Consider the following 22659-nt stretch of genomic DNA (forward strand, 5'->3'; position numbering starts at 1 on the left):
CCGGTTAAAGCGGTTTAATTATTCTACGTTCCGGTTAACCTGACAAGGTCGTTAAATACATCCTCAGAAACTATCAACTTCCAGCTATCGAGTAATAGAAAATAATCCAAATGTCCTCGATCGCCTCCGGTTTTAATCTGCTGCGGTTTACACCGTTAATCTCTAATCTCTGCCACCAAGTAGAACTAGAATCGGTAGACGTTGGAAGGTCACCTTCTCGAATGTTCAAAGCAAGCGAAGTTGGAATGGAAGACGGAGCAATCTTCGGTTTCGCATAGGGTAGACCAGTTACGGGGCTTCCATCTAAAGTAAACTCATTTCCTGCATCATTATTTAGATAAATCTTGAGTTTGGGAGTACTGTATGAGAAGCCTTCCTTGACTTTTAAGAACAATACGGCGCTGTTTAGAAAAAGCTTCTGTCCTCGTAAATGGAATGGAAAACGCTCTTGGTCTAACCTGATATTCATGCTATGAGCGACGGGCTGATTAGCGGCAGGAGCAGTAGGGCGCAGGAATCGGTGCCAGTCTGCTGGAAATTCGTGTTTCAAGCTAAACAGGCGAACAAGGCGAGAATTCGTTACATTCTCAATTTCTTGCTTTAAGGCTTTTTTCGCTTCATCTTTTAATATTGCTCCACCTTCTCGTGCTGTGTAGTTGAGCCTGATGATGACATCTGAAATGGTATTAAAGTCAAATGCATTGCAGTCTTGAGGCATATCAATTCGCCATCGAGAGACGGCACCTGCACCCTCAAACGGCAAGTAACGCTCGTCGCGGAAGCTTAGCTCGAACATGCCGCTATCGTTTTGGGCAGTACTGGTAGCGATCGACTGCATGGCAGCAAAGTTAGTTACAAAGCGATCGTCGTCATTTTCTAAATCTTCCTGATAAGGTTTGGTTGGAACACTCTTAATGCGGGTTTTGTTAGCCAGTAAAGTGAGAGTACAGTTAACGCTGGTGTAAGGTCCAGTGACACAAGGAATCGTTAAGCTAACAGATTTGATACGACGCATATAGTGACCAGGGTAGTCAGCATCAAATAAGGTTTCCGGTAGTTCAACGATGCATTGTCCGGTTTCCTTCAAAGTGATCAAAGCTAGCGGATCGTGGAGAACTAGCGAGATGTTCTTGCTAATTTCATACTCGCGCTTATTTTGATCAAGGTATGCCCGCTCCATTTGTTTGAGAGCAAGATAGAGGCGATCGCCAGCCAGCAGTCCTTTCCTCAAGCTATCCCAATAGCCGAATTGAATAAAGTTTGAGGTCGTTAACCCACGCTCAAAGCGATAGGCTTTCTCTGCTTTTTTAGCTAAATCATAAGCCATTTGATAGCACTGGAAATAAATTGCTGAGACTTCTCTAGTCATCCAGCTATAAAGCTCCTCATTCGTGTATTTGGTTTGTAGAAAAGTTGCAATTTGCTGAGCATTTTCAATTTGTTTCTCGTGACTTTTTAATTCATGTTTTGAGATCTTAATACGAATATCGGCGGCTGCAATTTGCTTATTAATTTGCTCTAATTCTTTAGCTGCTAGATTGTTTTGCAGTACCCATTCCTGTTTTCTCCTATCCTGTGAAGCTAGGGTAACTGCTCTAGTCGCTTCGTAGGTGTGTTGACCTGCCCAATTGTTCGCACGTCTAGCAAATGCATTTGTTGCTGAGCCAATGTTAGAACCTCCAAATGTTTGCACTAGACCTAAACCGGTTGAAATGTTAGGAAGTGCATGAGCCATGCTTGCCCAAAACTCAATATTAGCAGCATTTTCTTGGCGGTCTTGAGCAAGTCGAGAGCGTCTGAGATTCTCATCCTCCTGTTCAGTTGCTTGCTTTGAACCATTTGCCTCTTCTACTACAGGAATTTCTTGCTGAGAACCAGGAGTAAGACTAGGTGGTTTAAGGTCAAGGAGTTCCTGGTAATAGTGATAGCGGACCTCAGTCACTCTATGAGTCTTGACTAATCCTTCTCTGACTATGGTTGCTTCTTCTTTCTGCTTCTTCTTAATCTCGGTAATCAAGTTGAGAAGAACTGTTTCTTGATTCGCACGGATTGCTGCTAACTCTTCGGTGTCTTTCTTCTCAAGAGCCGAGAGTAACGCTGCACCTAACGATTTGAGGTCGTTACATAGCTCTAGTGCTTTTTGCAGCATGTAGGTGAAGCGATAATGAGGTGTAGGGGTATTGATGTCGTTGAGTACACGACTTAAGTCCAGTCCCTTTGCGACTGCCTGTACTAGCAGTGCTGGATCAATCGGTGGTTCAAACAGGGGCAATTCTCGCACTACGCCTTCAATATTCATACAGTGCCGAATCTTGAACAGGCGATCGCCGACTGTATCCCAATAGCCCAATAACTTATCGTTCTTTGGAATACAAAAATAGAGCAGCGGAGGCAGTGTTAGCTTAGGTGTGCCACTTGGAGAAGGAGTAGTTACAGTATCGCTAGGAGGTAGTAGATTTTCTACCTGAACTACAGTTCTTGAGATAGCGTCTAGATCTCGTTCAAGTTGAGCATAGCTTCGCGGAGCAATGGTTTGTTTAGGTTTGATACTTTGAGGACGAGGCCCTAAGATTTCAGCAGCAAGGATATAAAGCTGGGTTGCTTCATTGATAGATTCAATGGTGTCTTGACGAAACAGCTGATCTGCCCATGCAATTAAGTTGTCAATGTATTTCATGACAACAGTTTTCTGATAGGCTGAAATCCGCAAACGAGCAATTAGATGAGGATTAAAAGGATTTTTTCTCCATTGGTTAATCTGCATCTCAAGCGCTTGTTTCTCGTCAAGTCGTTTTGGATCTGTACCTTTGTAGTCCAATAGCGAGAGTAAATCTTTAAGCTGCTGTTCAGCATTGGGATTGTCATAAAAGGGTTTTATTTTCCAGAATCGCTTCAGTTTACTTTCTTCCGAATCAGGGTTTGGATCAAAGCCAATGGTTGGGTCAAAGATGTAATGGAACCATTTCTGGGCTTCCTCAAATCGCTGATTCTTCATCAAGCGATCGGCAATCAGCAGCGGTGCGTGGAAAAACAGCTCCCAATTGTAGAGGGAATACGTCCCCTTGTAGGAGAAATCGATGTCATCTTTAGGATAGGGAGTGCTGACGACATCCGATGGTTTGTAAGTGGTGTTAAAGTACTCCTGTTGAAGACGTTGACGACGAAGTTGTTGAGCCGCAGGCTTCATCAAATCCTTATTCGGATTTAGCAGGCCTTCAATACCGTGTCGATTCAGTTCTTTAATGAATGTACAAACATAGGGATGATAAAAGGTTTCAAACAAATATCTGAGTAGGTAGTTTGGAATTTGGGCTGGTTGGCGGCTTCCTACCATGCTTATGCTACCGTGAGAAGATACTATTTCAGAGTTTGCAATCCCAATTGGAGCGATCGTGCTTCCATTAGCGAGTCCACTAGGGGTAAGAGCACGGATTTCATCTCCACGCAAGAAGCCTCGATTCGGTTGAAACCGTCCCAAATCTAAGTTCGGTTTCCAACGTTTTGGGGAACCTTCAACAATTTTTGAAGTAACAAAGAAAGTTCTGCCCTGGTCTTGATAGAAGAAGGGGGTAAATGCCTGACGTGGAGGCATTAGGTTAGGTTGGGCTTTATTGATGGATTCAAGCAAACGGTCTATGAAAAGCTCGAATGGGCTGTACTGGTGTGGAAAGAGTAAACGAAATGTGCCGGGAGTTGCTCCTAAAGTGTACATATAGTCTTTCACTATATAACCTCTGAGAAGAGGACTGGTGTAGTTCTGAAAAATTAGCTTATCGTTGGTATTTCGTTTCTTCTCAATCCGCCTACCATCATGGTTTATCTCAATCCATTCACTTTCCTCAATCCACATACCCATGCGATCGCTACCAATAGCAGGAGTTGAAAGTAGTAATTTAAGGCTGCTCTGAACTTCTTTGTAAGGTTTAGTGTAATCGATGCCATCAGTAAAGCTTCCTTCCTGACAACCCGTAAACAGAAACAAACCAACACCTTGCTCCTTACTTATGCCTTTACGTGGTTCAAACCTTTCGACTACAATGTTTTCAAAGCACCAAATTGCTAGAAAGGTGTCAGTTACTTGTGCTGAAAAAACATAGTCCTTCTTGTTAGGATAACGAGATTTCACATTATGTGAATCAATAGATTTGAGAGTTCTGGAAAGAACCTTTTTGGTTGACCACTTACCATTTTTGTACTCGCTCCACGCCAATTGGATCTCCCAATACTTAGCATTAGGCAGTTCAGTCTTGGCTTGTTCAGTAAAAATTGCCCAAAATAGCCGTAGCCGCCGCTCATAGACAACTGGAATCAAATGATCGCCCTGAATATCTACATCAATTCTTTCCCAAGGAGTCCAATAAGCGCTATCAACCCAGCGGCGGTAATAGTAGAAACGGGGATCAGCCCCGATCGTGCGGCCAAAGACGTGCAGTATATTAGTGCCTTCTTCAATTTGGGCATACATCCCACAGATTTCGAGACGAGCAACTCCATCGAGCTTTTCTAGATAACTACGAAATGCCGTTTCAACAGTATCTGAGGTAACTTCATTTTGTAGTAATTCGCCTTCCAAATCTTTGAAGAACGGGGATTTATCATCCCGTAATTCTGGTTCGGCCCAGTTTTCTGGGTTGAGGAAGACTTGCAGGTTGGGAGCCCAAATGGGATGGTTTTTCATCCACTTCCACTGTTGAGCTGCTTCCTGACGCAGTGAAACCTGTTTCTCCAGACCTAGGAGGCAGCGTTGCACAAATAGCTGTACAGAACTAATTGCCTGCTTAATGCGGGAGGTCATCTGACAGGCGCTCATCTCTGGATCAATCAAGAAATAGGCATAAAGATCATTCACATCATCCAGGTTGGTCTTACCAATAAGATTGGGACGTGCGAGGAGGTAGGAAACTAATACATCACGTCGCTTCTCGCGCAAAGTATTTTGCAGTGGTTTAGCGATCGCAATCCATGCGTCATTGTCATATTTGGCTTTTAATGCACCTTTGATAGCTTGTACTTGATCAAAATCAGGAGTCTGCTGGCTCCAATCAAATAACTGTTTAGTAGGTACATCTAAACGTTGGCTCCAATTCAAGCAGTGTTGGAGTTTTAGTAGGCTAATCTCGTTCTTAAAGTTGTTTGCCGTGAAGTTAAACTGGGTTGTTAAATATTCAATCGCTTGCCTGTCCCATCCTGTTGCCAAAGCGAGTGTTGTTTGAGCTTCTGCTAATGAGGTAGCAGCAAATACATCGAGTAAGCTAGTTTCAGCACCGGATAAGCCATCTCGAAGTCTGACAAAGTCATTTAATCGCTGCCATTGCTGGTAGAAACTGGGTTTAAATGCTGTTGTGCTTAGAGGTAGCTGATTTAGATTAAACTCTGCAAAATCAGTGCTGTGATTTGAGAGATAATCACTTTCCCTTGCAGTTAATTTGAATCGATTAATCAACAACGCTGATTTATGAAAACGGAGATAGGTTTGACGAAAGTGAGTGTAAGTATTATTGGTGTAGAAATTGTTTTGCGTAATGATTGCCTTTGGCGTTGAAGAACTACTCCAGCTCAGTTGAATTAGAGCATTGGGAGAACTGTTCGTGTACTCTAGCTTGAGGTCGTAAAGTTGCCCAGCATTGAAAGCGATCGTGTCGCTCAACTCTGTCAAAATTCGATTTGACCAGGGGTCAAAATCCGGTTTTTTCAGTAACTCTCGACTATCTATCCATAGCCGAATACCGCTATTGGTGCGAATATAGAAGGTGTAAGTTTCATTATGTTGTGCTAGAAGCTTACCTTCCCAACGCACACTAAAGGTTTTGGATGGAATGGTTGGCGCTGGAGAACCCTGTCCCCAGTTAAAATCGAGAATTGGATCAATTCTATTTGCAGGAGACCCTGTAAGATCTGGCGTTTTGAAGTAGTTAGCGGCTAGACCTGCACTTGTAATGGATAGGAAATCTGCGATCGCGCTAATTCTAGAATCCGCTTGTGATTTTAATAATTTCTCCAACAGTAACTCTGTAATCGTTTTATCTAACTGGAGCTGTTCGCTCAACGTTTGTTTCACTAAAGTGCGGCTGAGTGAATCTCGTAGGTAAACCAACAAGTTATTCAACACGTACTCAGTTGCTTGACTTCTGAATGCTGTCCTCTGCTCATCACTTAAAGAAGTATTAGTTACCAGTTTTGTGTAATCAGGGGTTGGTAGAAATAGACCAAAATGCAAGTTGATGAATGTGCGATTGTCTGGAGTATCAGCAGACACACTGTTTAGAAAAGCGATCGCCACTGTTGCCTTGTTGCTGTCTAGCAGGGTTGTTAGATGTCTTTGCAGAAGATCTAGGTCGGGGTTGGGTACTGGTGCAGTATCACTGATAATTTTGTTGAGACCATTCAGCAGAGTTTTGACCAGATTTGCGATCGTTTCTAGGGAAGGAGCAACTGGAGAGGGTTCAGGTAAATGACGGTACAGGTAATTGAGTTCTGAGACGAAAAAGCCCGATGCTCGGATGTTATGAACCTGCTCAATGAAGAGTAAGGTATCTTCTGGATGTGCTGTGTCAAACGGATTAATGTTGAGCAAGATTCTCAGGCTCAGAAAATCCTCAATGGGAAGTTTGAGGGCCTTTGCCAGAACCGTATAACGATAGAGCGCAGACAAGTTTTCTAGCGTGATTTCATCGGATACGGGAATTGCAGTTCTGAGGCGATCAAAATCTGCTTCGTTAATTCGCAGGGCTGCTAGAACAGGAGGTTTATGTTCAGATAGTTTTGGTCTAGGTGACGTTGAACGACTGAGGTCAAAGCTAGAGTCAACAGGATTGAAAACAGCTTTATTCAGAAATAACTTATTGTAGAGGGAGTTTTTTCCGTCTCGATCAATCGTTCCCCACAAGGTAAGCACCCTCTCTAAAGGAAGATTTAGAACTTCCTTAATTTTTTGTATGTGGGATAGGTGAGACAAGAATGAATTTGTTAACTCTCCGGATTTCAGAGCCGTAATGGTCTTGTCTAAGTCTACCATCGTCCAATCTAGTTTGCGGTGGAGGCGGACAAAGCGATGGATGCGATTCAACAGGGCTTCGGTTAAACCTGTAAATTCCATCTTGTCGATCTCACAGGTTGTTTCAGGCTGAATTTTTAGGGTTGGAACTGTGCGATCGGGATTAATAAAGCGAGTTTCCAGCAGTTCACTCAGTTCCTGATAGCTTAAGTTGGACTTTTGCAAGAAAACTCGTACTTTGGCGAGATTTGTCAATAAGCCAGTGCTAGGGTTTGATTCATACCCCCATAATTGCCAAAGAGGAGCAGAGGAGACATTCGTAATAATTTTTTGTTCAACAGGAGTTAGACCTAAATACTCCAGTGCGATCGCTTCATTCGTTGGGCTGGCAGGAGTTCCGGTAGAACTGGGTGGATTGGGTGGGATTGCTGGTTTCTGGAAAGCTTCCATCAACTCATGACGACGAATACCCAATTTTTCCAAGTAGATACGGGCTTCTTCGAGCCAACGATCGGACGGTAAATTCCAGGGGTAAACAGTGGTTTCCTTCGCCAGAATTTTGTATGCTTCTTCATTGACATATTCTGGATTAATGCTTAGCTCTTCAGTTGTGCCACGGGTTTGCAGAGGTGGTGCGCTGGTAGATCGAGGCGCGATCGCATTTTCCAGTATTTCATTTACCAGATCGATGTAGGGTAGAACCGTGTTAGTGTTTTCGCATGACAGTTCAAGATGACCAATGTCACTGCGGCGACTGTGGGCGAGTAACACGTCTTTAGCAGTTTTGTCATCTACAGGGTGAGATTGCTTCTTCAAAAACTCCAATAAATCAACCAGATAGGCAGCAGGGCTGTAGACTGAGCGGCAGTGTTCGCAGGCGCAGAAATCAAGAGAACCAAATAAAGATGCCCAGTTGGGTAGGTCATCTGCATTGGTTAATGGTCCAGGCGTAACAGCTGTTCTAAGCTCATTGAAACCAGTGGCATATTTAGCAAGAATTGCCGTTGCCATTGCAGCCGTGTGTTCTGCTTTGGCGTAAATGACTTCCGCCTTACTGGCTCCACCTAAACGATCGCCGTATTGTTGAACGAATACGTCTTTCCCAAAGCTAGCAATGCTTTGGGCGGAGTGTAACCCGTTTGAGAGCAATACCTGCATTTCGGTATGGCGAGGGGTTAAGTTGAAGACCCGCTGCATTCCTCTGAGTTGCTGAGCAACTCCGTCAGGGTTGTCTAGTCCTGCCAGTGCGGTTTCTGCATGTTCTTGTAAGTAGGTATCAACGTGGGTATTGCTAAACTCAAAGGTCGGATTTCGTCTAAAAAATAGGATAAGCTCAGTTGGAGGAAATCCACCTTGTTGTAATTCTAGTTTGTGAGCGATCGTGGCAGTTGGGAAGACCGCCTCAACGGTGTCTGTGAGCCGTTGGGCATAATTTCGGACTTTTTCCTCACTGGTTTCGCCTGTAATATCGGCAGGAACGCCAACAATACCAGTATTGGTTTGTCGAGTAATCAATTCCTGCCAATTTTCAACATTGAGCTTGACGAGATCTTTTGGAGATTGTAGGAAGCTTTGCTGCCGGAGTTGTTGCAATTCTTGGACTAAGGGTAAATGATTTTGAGTCAGTAGTCCTAGTTGCAGAGTAAATTGTAAGTCGGCAATCAAGCCTGGTTGTTGAAACTCTTGTCGCTGTTGTAATGCTTCCCAGAAGGTTTCATCAGAGCCTTCATGTTGCAGATAAGTAATTAAAAATATTGTTTGAAGCTCTCTGGAAAGCCGAATTGGAGAGGTATTGAGTAAGGCCCCTAATGTTACTTTTTGCGGGTCTTCAGGTTGTTCTAATGTTTGTTCAATGAGTAACTGTCGGAGGCGATCGAGGGCTTGATCGAGTTGAGGACGGAGCCAAGCCGGAATAATGTTGTCATCAAAGGAGGCTTCAAGGGCACGGCGTTGTGCTGCTGCATCTTGCACCAGCAAAGCAGGTAGATCGGTGGGTAAGTTTTGTCGAAACAATCCGTAGAAGAATGCTGGATCAACACTGGTGCTGTTGCCCAAGTGAAAAGCTGTATTCAGAAAGACCAAGTAATCAAAGTTAATTCCGGTTTCCCTTGAAAGGAATGTGATGTCCTGGAATTTCTCTGCTTCTGGGTTGTCTTCATCATCTTCTCGCAGTTCGCCGAGGGAAATTTGCCCTAGCAAAGGGTAGAGTTCTGCGAGGAAGCGTTCATACTCTGAAGGAATGCTAACAATATCAGCGGAAATAGTCAGGTCAATAACGGCAACGGGGGGAGCGTTAAATAGGGTGGGTGAAGTGGCAAGGGTGCGACGAGGTGTGCTTTCAGAGATAGGTCCAATGACTTTAATCACCAAATCAGCACTTTGTTTTTCCGCTCGGCTGAATTGGCTACGGGTATAGGTGATTTCATAATCACCAGTTTGGTTAGTTGTGGTCTGCCCCAATCGCTCCAAGCGACGCAAATCTTTATCAAATGCCTGTACTTCTACACCTGCGAAAGGGCTACCGTCTGCCAGTCGAATGGTGCCTTTGACGATTAGTGCTTCTTCGGTAGGAGTAGGTTGTTCCCGTACTGTGATGGTGAGGTCGATCGTTTCTTCCTGCTCGGCATTGATTTTGAGGGGAGAGGTTGCCAGAATTTGTCCCTGATAGTTGTAGGCGCGTACAATCAGGTTTGGGCCACCAACTTCACTGGGAGAGCGCCGAAATTGATCGGCAGTGTAAATGATTTCATAGTAGCCATCGACATTGCTAATTGTTTCGACGAGTGCAGTTTCATTCCCTGTATTTATATCCCGAGTGAAGGCACGCACAATTGCTCCTTCAAAAGAATCACCATCGGACTGCCGCACCATGCCGCGCACGACAAACCGCTCTGGTTCCAAGGCTCCTAGCTGGCTCAATATCTGGTTGAGTCGCTCTGCTGTTGCCTGATCGACTTCCCCTGTAGCAGGAAGTTGAAATTGCTGCTGAAAAATAGTGATCAGCCCTGCGGTGGCATCGCCATAAACTTGCTGCTGGGCTTCGTATGCCAAAGCAGCTTCTAACGATTGTCGCTCACTATCTGTGATTTGAATGATTTGCCCGTCGAGCAGCAGACGCAAACCTGCTTGCAAATTGGTAACGTCTGAACCTTGATTATCGAAGCGGAGGGGAAATGTGATGGAGGACATAGTGGGGTTTCCTAAAGGCTTAAATGGAATGAAACGAGTTAATTGGTGTAACGCTGAGAAGAGGTTTTTGCAATAGATTCAAGATTGAAGGTTTTAGGTGAATGATGAGTATATTGCCGCTTAGTGAGACAAACCATTTTATGCAATCTCATCATGCAGAAATGGGCACTGCCCACTCTACAATCTAAATGAACTGCAATTAAGGGTTCCTGTTTTGACCAACAGTCGTACTTGGGCAATTCTCAATCCATTTCTAGATATGTATGTGATTCGATAATGAGTTAGCCATGTGATTGTTCGTTCTCCTCTCTAAACGGCAAAATTCTTGACGATTAGCCTGCCGCTATATCTCGATCTCTAGACAACGTTGATAAATTCCTTCTTAGGAACAGAAGCCCTAAGCGGTAAATTTCCATAACATATCCAACGGTTTTATCGTGTATTTATTTCCAGGAAACATGTTCCTGCTCTACTTTTTCGTTAGTACCAATATTCATGGAATTGAACGCATCAGCATAAGTTTTTCTTTCTTCAATCCTTTTTCAAAGTTGACGGATGATACAACTCACTTGGATTAGATATTCCATAATCTTCCATAGTGGCTGTATGTGTATCATTCCAAAGCTTATGTGCAGCATCTTGATCGTTGGGAATTCCAGTCTTGTAACCCAATTCTCGATAGCGTACATACTCACGAAGTTCATGAGTATAGAAATTAAGATCTTCTTGAGTTGCTTGAATACGACCGCTCGATATATCCTCCAAGCGTTGAATTTGTGCTGCATTTTGGGGATCAGATCCAAACCTATCTAAATGAGCCTTAATCACTTCAATCCCTTTAGGCGTAATTCGTACACCTTCTGTGGAGAGATCTCGTATAGGAACACCTACATCATTTGGAGAGAATGGGCGACCACTTGCTTTTCCAGTATGAGTACCCCACGTATCAGGTTTTCTGGGAATTGGGGGACCTTTAGCCCCTAGAGGCTGACTAGGTGCTGGTGCTGGCGCTGTTGGTGCTGTTGGTGCTGGTTTACCACTCCATCCTTGCATTACTTTTCTGTCGTATTTAGCCTGCATTGAATTAGCACCAGTTCGTACTAACGCATTCACATCACCTGTTGTTGGCTTAACCCCAGCCAGCCAGTTGGCAAATATTGCGCCAGCTACAGCACCAGTACCGCCACTTTCAAAGTTTTCCCCCATGCCAATTAATTTAACTTGAAGATGGCGTTGTTCTGGAGTTATGGAATCATCAGCAGTAGTATTACCAGTTGGAGCATCAAGTTCACGATTAGAATCCCATGGTGTTGCAAAATCGATTAATTTCACATCAGGTGAAGGATCTACAGAAGCTTCGTTTCCTTGTTTTGGTGGTAAGAGGGTAATCTCTTTCTTATGAATCGTCTTAATCTCGACTTTCCCTGACGCAGACTTAGTTTCGTACCAACCATTAGTTTCTTCCAAAACCACTCTGCTTTGATAGCCAGTTGGATCTTTAAATTTGATTGGGTTATTTTTTGTATAGACAAATAAGTTTACTCCATCGCTAATTCCGATCGGATCTGCACTTGTCCATCTTCCTAACCAAGGTGCATAATATCTTGCTCCGTGATAGTAAAGTCCTGTTTCCTCATCTCGCTCTTTTCCGGTGTAGCGATATCGTTTCAAGCTCACTTCTGCTACACTGCGTCCTGCTTGATAGGATGTGCCACCGTAGGGATAGTACTCTTCATAGGAAATCACCTGTCCGTCTTGATTCAGTTCCAAACTGGCGGAACCAAGATGGTTCTCTAGTTGATAGCGAATTGCAGGTTTAGGGGAATCAATTCGTCCACCTGTGCCATCATCTTTGACTTCAAACGTCTTCGTCTCTACTAGTGCAATGCGTCGCTGGTCATCCATAATGTGCAGCGTTTCCCGCTCTAGCTTTAGTCCACTGCCATTACGCTTACGGTAAATCTCAAATCCGCCTAAATAAATGTGTTCCTCTACAGTTGAGCCATTGTGCTCATGCACCTTCCGCACTCGCTGACCACTGGCATCGTAAACGTAATACACTTTGCCACCGCCCCCCAAATCAACTTGTTGCAGTTGGTCTTTGAAATCCCATTCCATGTTGTTGAGATGGGGCATTTTCGTCATATTGCCGTGGTCATCATAGGTGTAGCGAGATGGCACAGACGTGAGATCATCTGAATCACCTGGTAAACTTGTGACTCGTAAGCGATTATTCGCCTTTTCATAGTCATAATGACGTGTCCAGTCGTTATCCTTTGCCCGATGAATCATTGCCAGAATATTGCCCACCGCATCGTACTGATATTCCTGGCGGTAATTCCGCATCGCCAACCCGTTATTAGGATGAGCCAAATTCATACGAGTAGTATCATTAAAGTCATAATGGGGCTTTAACTCAGGGCGATGCTCTGGGCGGTTATTGCTCGTTTGCCCGCTGTGTTCTCGTCCAGCCGCTCGAATCAGTCGATACAGAGCATCGTACTCATACTGAGTGCTAGGAGAAACAACTTCACCTCTAAAGAAAATCGTTTGTTGAGCATCATCTCGAATTTCAGTAATATTTCCCACCGGATCGTAGGTGTAGCTCAAGTATTGCAGTCGGTTATTATCTGCTTTTCGCGTTGTCTTTAAACCTTCAAGGCGGAAGGTTTGGCGATCGTATTGATAGCTTGTTTGGATGCTATTAGCAGGATTCGTGGAATCATCAATGCTGTATTCAATGAGAGTCCGCTGTCCCTTTTCGTTGTAATCAATATTCTTAATAAACAGCGTCTCTACCGATGCTCCACGCAGTTTTATCCTCACTTGATTCAATAAATTTGCTTCGTTGTAAATCGGATATACAGTGCTGTTATCAGGAGCCATCAGAGATATAGGACGATTCAAAGCATCAAATCGTGTCTGGCTGGTAAATTCCTCTTCCCGTGCCGGATTCTCTAACCAGTTCACAGAATTTCTGTAATCCTTCAGTAATTCGCGTTTACTGCTGAGTAAGTTTCCCTTAAAGTCATATTCAGTATTGGTTACCACTCCTGCCCCATCAACCATTTGGTAAACCGTGCCTCGATGGTTTTTTGCATCTCCCTGAGATTCGCCGTACGTGATTGCTTCTGCTAACCTCTCACCCCGCTCATCTTTAACAAACAGCGCTAATGGGCGCTGTAGTCGGTCATAGGTAAACCTGCGAGTAAACCCTCGACTATCCCAACTCCGAATCGGCTTACCCGCCACATTATTGAGCATCCAGCGATCGCCCGCATCCATACTGCGCGAGTAAACCACATGCCCCAGCAGATCAAACTTCTGCTCCAATACTCGATTGTTGCGAGCATCGGTCACGAGTCGCTGATTCCCCTCAATATCCAGCGTCACATGAGTTCGGTATTTTCCCGCTGTGCCGTTATCGGCGATCGTCAGAAAGGGTCGTCCTAACGTATCGAGATGAGCAATACTCGGCGTTTTTGCATGAGTTTCAGTAAGCTTTGCAGCACGGCGTTCTGCGACTTTCTCCGGTTCTGTACCTGCAAACGTAGGAGATTGGCGATCGCGATGCCACTGGCTCTCCAGCACCGTATCATTCTCATCCCAGGTTTCCTGATACCACGCATCAAACTCGACCTTCGAGAACGTGCCATTGGGTAAATCAGTGCGAACGACCCTTCCTAATGGATCGTAGTGAATGATCGGTGTGACACCACACTCAACCAAATCTTTCTCATTCTCGTAGAGGTGAGTTGGACTGAAGAACGGCTCGTATTGTTTAACTGGTTTGCCCTTGTTATTAAAAATCGTGCGTCCGGTGCCAACCCATCGAGGGTTAGTCTCTTGCAGGTTTTCGCTGCACCTCAACACTCCATCCGCATCTCGCCTTGGGGCTAATCCCGGCTCTGCTTGAATTTTGGTTTGAATCTCGCGCCCAAATCCATCGGAGTAGAGAAAACTGTGCTGAACTTTGGTCTGTTCCCCAATGGCTAGATCTGCTACATGGGTTTCTCGTGCTAACGTATAGACCACCGTCGGCTGCCCAGTTTCTGAACCATCCGGTAAAACCCGTCGAGTGCGACGATATCGCTCCAGGTCATACACCAACCGAGTTGACGCGTTTACCAAAATGTCGTGGGGATTCGTCAGCGGATTGTTAAGGTGATTGGAGATCGCCGCTTGCTCTAAGTCCGCGACAAAGCCTGTTAGGTTATCACCTTTCTTCTCCAAGACTTTTCCCATCACGGCTGTTCCCACAACCATGCCCAACGCATCGAAAATGACTTGAGCACGATTGCCATTTGGGTCGGTTAACTGTCGCGGTTGCAACACTCGGTAATCATTCTCTATCTGAATAACATTCTTCAAGGGATCTTCCGTTCGCTGCATCAGTAGAGTATACGGGTCATACTCCATCTGAAACTCCTGTCCAAACGGGTCTTTTAACCGCGTCACCGCATAGAATTTTTCTGGATTAAATGCCTGTCGTCCAGACCGAATCCACCATCCGTCATCCTGCTCCACGTACCCACCGCCATCGGGCTGCTGTGAGGCTAGAAGCGATCGCAAGTCAGCCGCCTCAATCTTGCTTCCATACACCTGGATTAGCAATCCGGGAGTAAACGCCAGCTTGAAGCTTTCACAGGGCAATGCCAGCGACTCAACCTCACCTAGAGGTAGGCAAGTTGGATCGAGGGTATTTGCCTGACTGTTTGGACGATAGCGCGATCGCACCTGCTCAATCACCCGTTTCTGAATGCCCGTCGTGGCTGAGGCTTCGTAGGGAATTTCTGTCGCTGCCTGAATTTGTTCGCGAATAAAGTTCAATTGAAAAGGCGCAAACACAGGCAAACCCGTTACTGCTAATCCCGTGATTTCATAAGTGCGCGTCTCGATTGGAACACCAATTCGATACCAATCTGTTTGATCTGGTTTATTCGTTACCCGATTTTCTGTGTAGGTGAGCAGGGTTTTGCCTTGCTCTGAAAAGGCGGGTTTGCGGCGGGGATAGACGATCGCTACGCTCTTCAGCACGTTGCCAAAATCATCCACTTTCAGCGTCATCTGATGTGCTACACGCGGATCATCAGGATTACGTTCGTAGTGGTACGCAATACTTTCTAGGGGATGGGTGAAGAAAACAGCGTGTTGCTTATCTTGTTTAGGCTGTAGTAACCGAATTGCGTAATTGCTTTCAGTCACGCTGTAGGGATGCTTGCTTTTTTCAGAGTTATCTAAGGCATAAACCTCCTGCCGCAAGACACTACCCTTGAGAGATCGACAAGCTTCTCTTTCTTCCTCTACGGTCAACGCTTCAGGCAGAACAGTGTCTGGCAGCAAGGATCTTTGAAATAACGCCTCAATCCGCTGCCTATTTTCCTCTGTTGCTCCGATAGGAACTTGATACTGTGGTTCTCGATAATACTCCTGCTGAGCAAAGAAGTTAGAGATGCGATCGCGATCCAGATAAGCTCCTGTATGAAACCAGGTCTTCGTCAGTATGGGGGGAACATGCAAAGGCTTCTCCAGCACGAACGCGCTGCCTTCTGGCTGGAACACTCCATAATCCTCAGTGTCCCACTGCTCCACCATGCCAAAGCCACGGAACTCCCGCTCTTCGCCATCGAAATAACCGTGGTGGTAAGCATAGCGAGTCACAAACCGATTGCCAGAAATATAATCCCGCGTCTCTACTCGCTCCACAACATGCACTGGAAAGGGCAGTTTTGTAATCCAGGGTTTACCCATTAACCGATCTTGCAGGTAAAACTTAGTGGAAGGCGCATACTGCACTACTGTTTCTGCACCCATGTTGTTAACGGTCTTGACCAATAGATGAGGCTTCTGCCCTCCCATCAAATCGATATACCGCATCACTCGCTGAGCATGACCGGGCAAAGGCGAAGACCATACCAGGCACGCAGTTCCATTACCTAATAAGTCAAGAGTTGTGACCGAAACAGCATTGTCGATCGCAGGAAAGCTCTTCAATACTCGTTTCGCAGACCAACTGTTACCCGACTGATTGAAGTGAACCTGTACGCCGTCTCCACTTAAGTACAGAATGTCTGTTGTTCCAGACCCGTCGACATCTGCTAGCAAAATTCGACGTTGATTAAAAATATCGGGTGCATCAAACCAGGGGGCATTATCCATCGTCACCTTGGCACCAAACCGCCCGTACCCCAGATTTGCCCAGTAACACACCTCTCCATTCCGAATCCGCACAATATCGGTCAACCCATCTCCTGACATATCTGCCAGGTAGATAGATTGGGTGCCATCCGCAAAAACGACTCGTGGCCCCTTCTCTTCATCCCAAGACTGGGGCGATCGCTCTGCGACTCCAAACCCGTCTTCTGCCAGCGAGGGATGCCAGACAAAACAATCGTCTTCTGTAATCAGAATGTCTGTATGTCCGTCACCATCTAAATCAATAAACTTCAAATTTGGATTATCCCAGTCTAGTACGGGTAGCGACTTGAAGGGAATAAATGATTCCCATCGTTCATCCTTTGTGCGTTCATAGAAGCCTGTGACTGTTCCCTGTAGAACTACGACATCAGGTTGACCATCCCCTGCCAAGTCGAGAAACTGAGCACCATTTTCCAGACCACTAGCTGGCTTACTGGCAACAAGTTCAACCGGAGCAAACTGTGCTTCAATGTGTTCCTTGCCATTGATTTGAACAGTATTAACGGGACTGAGATTGCGCTTGTAGAGCCATCCATTCCCCTGCTCAGTCAAAATACCCGATAAGCCTTCTCCATCGAGATCGATCCACTGATAGCGAGCACCATCCAATCCTTGCGGCAGATTCTCCAAACTAACAGGATCAACTTCACGTACCGTTTCGTCAATTTGAGCTTCGCTATAGGTGAACTCCAATGGAGGCAAGGATTTGACAACATATCCCCCAGATGAATCTCGTTTGTATCCTGTTTGCGTGACCGATTTCAAGAATGAATAGGCGGGATTGCGAACGTCTCTTGGGTTTTGTTCATAGGAATAGGTAAAGTCAGTCGATCTCACTAAGCAATCCCACCCTACCCCTGCTTCATCTGGAAAATGATGAAACATTAACACCCGCTGACAGAGTCGGTAAGTCCGCACCTCAAAGCCTGATCGGTAGGAAGAGAATGGATCATGACGAAGCGTTTCAACCTTCCATTGATTGGGTTCTTTAGGAATGGGATTGGTGCGATCGTGTTCCCCATAGTCAAACACCGCCTCAAACAGCCAATCCTGTCGCTGATCGAGGTCTTCATGGGGCTGTCGAGGGGTTAAATTGCCGTAGTGGATGCGCTTCAGGTAGCGATTTGCGGCTCGACTCCTTGGCGTTCGATTGCGCTCATGAGCTTGGGAAATATTAATCCCAACTGAATGGTCCGGGTCTTCTAATTTATACCGATAAAAAATGGCATTGCCTTTATCGTCATAGCTTTCGCAAATCAACCAGCTAAAAACGTGGGTTGGATTAGCAGGATCAGCGATGCGGCTCTTGTCCGTCTTGCCATACAGCGTTGTAATGTTGTCTTTTGAGATAGACTGCCAGTGAGTTTCTCCCGAATCTACCTTCGTCCAGCGTTCAATTCTGGCAAACAACCCTTCAAGGCGAGGACGGTACTTACGGATCTGATACCCATCTCGTACCGTTTTATCTACCGTGCCATCTTTCTTCAGCACGGGCACTAAATCTTCTGCACCCGAAAGAATAAAGACATCCGACGCTTCACTGTCCTGGTAGCGCGGTAACCCCTTATCGGTTTTGCGCGTAATGGATGGTAGAGAGAGACTCCAGCCCATCCCAAAAATTCCATTGCCCGCCCCGGAGTCGTAGGAAAGCGACAGCTGTGGACCGAATCCAGAACGACCGGGACTGGTGGCGATCGGTACAGACATCGAACCTGTCCCTGTAACCGGATTGGCAGCAAACTTCTCACCCATCCCTTTAATGGCTCCACCTCCCTTGGGCAGCGAGACTGTCGGTGGAGGAGAGAAATAACTTTTGTCTGGCTCATCAGTTTGCTGATTCGCGTTCCGAAGGGGGCTACTTGGCATAACCTAAGCTCCTGCAAGGAGATAAGGGCAGTCTTTAAACAACCGTTTGAATCATCTCATACGGTTTAATAGGAGTGCAGGTACCCAGACGGGTAATCTATCAATTAGCAATCGTGCAAACTCTTCGGACTCATTTGAGTAGAAATTCCGCTACAGTTCCATTGCCTCATGATTCATTAACGTTCCAGGAATCACCTTTCTCTTTGATGCCATATTGAGAATTAGTCCGCAATACGTCGTTTACCGTACTGAGGTGTGAAGAAGTTGTAACAAAAGAATGCGATTCAGAACCCAAGGGCTAGATTCTGGCTAGATCCCCTACTTGATGCATCAAAACAGGTTGCTCCTAACAAGCAAAGACATCTGTAGCATTCTTAATTTTGAGGATCAGCGATCGCAGGCTTATCCTAGAAATGTTACTTCGCGCCAGATTCGACTTCTAAGAGAATTTCATCTGAACTGAACGAAACATTCACAATTCGACCGCCCTTGACAAAAGCTTCGCGGAGTTGCCGATTGATTTGATACTCCAACTGCCGCTTTAGCTTAGGGTCGTTGAACAATTGCTGAACTGATTCACTAGCACTTTGGTTAACGTCTGGCAGCAATGAATTGAGCAGAAAACCAAAGCGCTTAAACGAGAGATTTGCGACGTTGACATTGATCTGGGGCGTACCATAGCTTAGATACTGCAACTTAGAATCATAAGTCAAAGGGAGTTTGATTTGAGCAGTAATTGAGCCAGCATTAATATCCGGCACCGGATCGGTAACAATAATCTCGTCGCCATTCGTTTCAAACGCTAAAGATAGCACAAGCGATCCTTGGTCGATGCTCATCTCAAGATTCTCTGAATTAATGTCATGCACGTAGTAGCTTACCTTAGGCTTCAAGAAGCCTATAGAAATAGATTGCTGTTTTTCGGGAAGCTGCCAGCGCCGTTCACCCAATCCGGGGATTTTTACATAGGAGTTGTCTCGATCAAGCCGAATTTGCACTTTACTGAGAAAACTGCTGGTGAGAAAGCTAAGAGTTTTACTGGAAATTGGATGCTTGCGAGCAATCAAAGTGTTTACTTCTTTGCGATTATTGTTCGGGTTCTGCTCAGGCAGCGGTGGATTTGCTACATCCGGGCGGTAGCCATCGGGAACAGCGCTGGCAGAGAAAATGGCACGCCCTTGAGTCGTTGCGGTCAAAGTAATCGTTTGACCATATTCGATCGCGGGAATTGGTTGTGATGCTAATGTCGTTGCTCCACCGGGCAAGGCAACAAAAGCATCATTGGGACTTGTTAAGACAGTACTGCCGCTAGTTCGCTCAATCACCAACCGTCCGCCGCCCGGATAGGTCTGTCCGGTTCCGGTTGTCCTCCCATTGCGGAGTGTTGCAGTGAGTTGAAAACGATCGCCGCCTAAATCCTGAACATCTAGCTTTTCTAGCACTAAGTCTGCTGCAAGACTAAATCGGTTGGGGTCTAGCTTGACACCCCCTGGAATTTGTTGCACTCCACCTGGAATCTGTTGCCACTGGCTTACTTGTACAGGCGAATTCGACGATTTAGAAGGGCTTGCTTGGGCAGTGTTCGTAAATCCCGTGGCGACAAGAACACTTGCTAGCGGAACCGAAAGAAGAAAGAGTAGACATCGCATCATTTCAAGTTCTCCAATTGATTAGGCTTTCCAGGACGAACGCAGCGATGAGCCGATAGCAAAACGCTGTGAAATCGTTGGCTTGATGACTTGTAGGAGTGAGCGATTGCGTTTATGCAATTCTTGCAGGGAGAAATCAACTGCCGTAACTTCGGTTATGCGCGATCATGGTTGTCGATTCAATACGGAGATCGGCGTATTGAATCATGAAGAAATGGCAACAAAACTCGTGAAGACTGAGAAGACTGCTGTAGTTTAGAAAACTAGAAAGCGCAATGAATGGAAGAAAGAGATGCACCACTTAACGCAGCGCGATCTCCGAGGGATGCTCAGGTTTTGCCAGTCACTTCTAGCACCCTGTCAGTTGGAGGAATTTCCCCAACAGGTGCTATTTCATTTAGCTGAAATTGTTCCGAGTGAAATTTCTGCTTACGCTGAGGTCAACCTGCACATTGGTTCTGTTTCAACCCTAGCGTCATCCTTTGACAACGGTCTTCAATTGGGGCATTCGCAAATTGAAGCAACGGCGCAGCGCCACTTTCATGAAAACCCTTTGGTCACACACTATCTGCAAACCCAGGACGGCGGAGCTTACAAAATTTCGGATTTTTTAAGCGAAAGCGAACTGCATCGGCTATCTGGAATGTACGAACAGTTTCTACAGCCTTTGGGAATGGAAGATCAGTTTGCGATCGCTCTAGCTGTCCCTAACATTACAGCCATTCCAAGACATCTGAAGCAACCTAAATTGATTGTACTTAACTTGCATCGCAGCGATCGCTCTTTTTCCGAGCGAGATCGAACGGTTCTCAATCTGCTGCATCCTCACTTGCTCCAAGCATATCAAAATGCGACTGCCCTCACACAAACTCAGCAAGAGCTGACAGCATTCAGGCAGACGATCGAGCAGCTGGGACTAATTGGGTTAAACGAAGGGGGTCAAGTTCGATGGCTGACTGATCGAGCTTGGTTGCTTCTCAAACAGTATGATCTAACTTCATCGCATCAAAAGGGTCGCCTATCAGATACCTTAGAGCGCTGGATTAAACATCAAATTGCGCTTCGTGCTACAACCAGCGACATACTACAGCCCTGCTTGCCGTTGTACATTGAGCAGTCCGATCGTCGTTTAATCGTTCGGCTTGTTGATCAGACGATCACACCTCCTGACGGATTAGCAAAAAGCGCTTTGCTTGACGAACCATACTTATTAACTGTCGATGAAGAAGCGCTTCTACCGTTTTCCGCTCAATCCTTAGAGGCGCTAGGACTCACGCAGCGAGAAGCTGAAGTGCTGTATTGGCTGATTCAGGATAAGCAGAACTCAGAGATTGCAAGGCTCTTAGGAATTCAGGCGGGAACGCTGAAAAAACACATCGAGCATGTTTATACCAAGCTCGGTGTTCAAACTCGTACGGCTGCAGTCCTCCAAGCTTTGCAGCGTCTTGGCTTACTCCATTAGTGATTGAGAATTCCCAGTTGACTTAGAGCAGCGACAATCGCACCCGCGCGAGTTTGAACACCAAGCTTCTGATAGATATGCTCTAGATGCTTTTGAACTGTTTTTTCGCTACATCCTAGCAATCGCGCAATTTCCCGATTGCTCTGGTCTTTAGCAACCCAAAACAAGACTTCGGCTTCGCGTTTGGTCAAGCCTAGAAGCTCTAGTAACCCTGCTGAAAAGGGTTGTAACCGTTCTTCTTGCAGCAGTAGCAGGTATCTCTCGTTCAGTGGATCAGGAATCAATCGCACAACGAGCCGTTTTTCTGCTCGGTCTAATCGCAGAGGCAAACAGGGCGAAGGAATTTTATCTAACTCAGTTTGCTGACATCGTTGGTGCTGTACCCACCGCAACAAATTTTCGGGTAGATGAGGAGTGGAGCAGGATGAAACTTGGAAATAGTGCCGTAATAATTCCCAGGCTCTACGAGTCATTCGCTCAACTTGTAAATCATTGGTCAAAATAATGGTCCCGCTCTGTTCTAATACTTGGTTTAGCTGCGCTAGTTCCTGCTGAGACTGGGCAAGTGCCCGAGCATTGCGGTAAGCCTGAATCAAATGAGGACGCATCAAGTTGAGAACTAAGTGATCGCGCTCCGTAAAATCTCTTTTTGAGCGGTGGAGTGCAATCACAATATCCTCTTCCCGATGGTTCAACGAAGCCGCATGGCTGCTCCCTGAAGCATTGGGTAGAACAGTCACCATTTGGTCTTCTAGCCCCAGAGGGCGTAAAGTCTTTTGATACAACCCCTCTAAACGCTGAAGTTGGTTCTGATTCAGAAAATCTGACAATGTATGTGCTCCAGCATCACCCGTTTGGAAATAGTACGAACCAAAAGGATGTTCTTCAAAATGACGATTCCCAACTTCAAGAATCCTTTCCGCAGCAGGATCGCCGGATGAGGTCACCCAGAGAAGTTTACGTTTTGAGAAATTTGTGGGAACCCAGCAGGTAAATTCTGATCGAACAAGCTGCGGTAGTGTGCTGATCACCTAAGTTGAAAAAGCCTCAACATCACAGGGAATCATTAGCGCCTGTAGAACATTAAGGATGCTTTTTAGGTCTGCATTTGTCAGCATGGCATCTTCTGGTCGGGGGCTATTTCTAGAAATCTACAACCGCTAGAACTTTCAATCCGAGCAATGTTGCGATTTCTTCACGATCGCATACGGAAAAAGGCGTATTGTAGCTCCAATTTTAATTTGCAATTAATGACTTAGTGCAGCATTGCTCAGTTGAATTACGCTACTTCTGAGAGGTTT

At 45.6% G+C, this 22659-nt stretch carries 5 protein-coding genes; 1 reads left to right on the top strand and 4 read right to left on the bottom strand.

The features are described 5' to 3' along the window. Positions 1-73: 73 nt before the first annotated feature. The 3 genes from NC981_RS22290 to NC981_RS22300 all read right to left on the bottom strand — a co-directional run bounded on the left by NC981_RS22290 (position 74) and on the right by NC981_RS22300 (position 19896). Complete coding sequence (locus NC981_RS22290) at positions 74-10183, bottom strand: neuraminidase-like domain-containing protein (RefSeq protein ID WP_348244907.1); 10110 nt, start codon at positions 10181-10183, stop codon at positions 74-76. Positions 10184-10714: 531 nt separating this feature from the next. Beyond that, positions 10715-18247: a SpvB/TcaC N-terminal domain-containing protein gene (locus NC981_RS22295; protein ID WP_348244908.1), complete on the bottom strand. Its 7533-nt coding sequence runs from the start codon at positions 18245-18247 to the stop codon at positions 10715-10717. A gap of 416 nt (positions 18248-18663) precedes the next feature. After that, positions 18664-19896, bottom strand: coding sequence for a hypothetical protein (locus NC981_RS22300; protein ID WP_348244909.1), 1233 nt, complete (start codon positions 19894-19896; stop codon positions 18664-18666). A gap of 292 nt (positions 19897-20188) precedes the next feature. On the opposite strand from NC981_RS22300, the gene NC981_RS22305 reads away from it, so the two are divergent. Then, positions 20189-21358, top strand: a complete 1170-nt coding sequence (locus NC981_RS22305; RefSeq protein WP_348244910.1) for a helix-turn-helix transcriptional regulator — start codon at positions 20189-20191, stop codon at positions 21356-21358. Here the strand turns inward: NC981_RS22305 and NC981_RS22310 are convergent. Continuing rightward, positions 21355-22305, bottom strand: coding sequence for a helix-turn-helix transcriptional regulator (locus NC981_RS22310; protein ID WP_348244911.1), 951 nt, complete (start codon positions 22303-22305; stop codon positions 21355-21357). The genes NC981_RS22305 and NC981_RS22310 overlap by 4 nt on opposite strands. Positions 22306-22659 lie beyond the last annotated feature (354 nt).

The organism is Leptolyngbya sp. DQ-M1 (assembly GCF_039962505.1).
Classification (GTDB): Bacteria; Cyanobacteriota; Cyanobacteriia; order Leptolyngbyales; family Leptolyngbyaceae; genus Leptolyngbya.

What these genes read in the sequence shown, in the direction of transcription:
- NC981_RS22295 (WP_348244908.1), bottom strand. Translation starts at nt 18,247, where the DNA reads ATGCCAAGTAGCCCCCTTCGGAACGCGAATCAGCAAACTGATGAGCCA.
- NC981_RS22300 (WP_348244909.1), bottom strand. Translation starts at nt 19,896, where the DNA reads ATGCGATGTCTACTCTTTCTTCTTTCGGTTCCGCTAGCAAGTGTTCTT.
- NC981_RS22290 (WP_348244907.1), bottom strand. Translation starts at nt 10,183, where the DNA reads ATGTCCTCCATCACATTTCCCCTCCGCTTCGATAATCAAGGTTCAGAC.
- NC981_RS22305 (WP_348244910.1), top strand. Translation starts at nt 20,189, where the DNA reads ATGCACCACTTAACGCAGCGCGATCTCCGAGGGATGCTCAGGTTTTGC.